This is a genomic window from Streptomyces sp. NPDC101166 (assembly GCF_044768125.1).
Taxonomy (GTDB): domain Bacteria; phylum Actinomycetota; class Actinomycetes; order Streptomycetales; family Streptomycetaceae; genus Streptomyces.
Genome location: NZ_JBIWPF010000387.1, coordinates 1 through 1021 on the forward strand (window position 1 = coordinate 1; position 1021 = coordinate 1021).

General features: G+C 71.7%; 1 protein-coding gene and 1 pseudogene. Both read left to right on the forward strand.

Annotated elements, in window-relative coordinates; all coding sequences use genetic code 11:
- Positions 1-588: EamA family transporter (locus ACIRS4_RS39320; protein WP_404205242.1), on the forward strand; the 588-nt coding region annotated here is incomplete at its 5' end.
- A gap of 35 nt (positions 589-623) precedes the next feature.
- Positions 624-1021 (forward strand): annotated as a pseudogene (locus ACIRS4_RS39325) (hypothetical protein); the annotation flags it as partial.

Here is a 1021-nt window from a genome sequence, read left to right on the forward strand (position 1 = left end):
GTATTCGCCGGGGCCCTGGGCGAATCCGTGAGCGCGCGGCAGTGGCTGGGCTTCGGCGTGGGCGGGGTGGGCGTGGGCCTCGCGGTGCTGGATCAACCGGCCTTCTCGCTGCCGGGCCTGCTGCTGTGCGTGGTCGGGCTGCTCGGCCTGAGCCTGGGCACCGTGTATCAGAAGCGCTTCACCCCGGCGCTCGATCCGCGCACGGGCACCGCCCTGCACGTGGCGGTGAGCGCGCCCTTCGCGGGCGTGATGGCCTGGGCCGGTGGGGAATTCCACGTCGCCGACCCGTCCCGCTTCGCCGGTTCCATGGTGTGGATGGTGCTGGTGAACTCGATGGGCGCGTTCCTGCTGTTGAACACCATGCTGCAGCGCTGGGACACCACCCGGGTCGGCCGCTTCTTCTTCGCGATTCCGGCCGTCACCGCGGTGATGGCCTGGCTGGTGATCGATCAGCCGTTGCGGCCCTTGACGATCGCGGGCCTGGGCGTCGGACTGGTCGGCCTGGTCCTGGCATCGCGCCGGGCGCCGGCCGCGCCCGCCGCCGCCGAACGACCCGGTATCGCCGGGCGACAGCCCGTGCGGGCCTGACGGTTCCGGACACCCGGGCACGGCAGACTGGGCGCATGCTGCACCTGCGGATCCTGGCCCCCGCCACCCTGACCGACCCGGTACTCGAGGTACTCGACGACGACGCGGTGACGGGCCTGGTGGTCCTGCGCGGCGCGGCGGTGCGCCCGGCGGGCGACCTGATCACCGCGCAGCTCGCCCGCGAGGCCGCCAACGACGTCATCCAGCGGCTGCGCGACCTGCGGGTGCATCAGGAGGGCAGCATCGAGGTCGAGCAGGTCGGAACCTGGCTGTCGCGCAGCGGTTTCGAGGCGGAGGTGCGCACCCCGGGCAGCAGTTCGGATTCGGTGGTGTGGGCGCAGGTGGCGCAGCGAGCCTACGACGAATCCGAACTGAACTGGACCTACCTGAGCTTCCTGACGCTGGCCATCGTCATCGCGAGCGTCGCCATCGT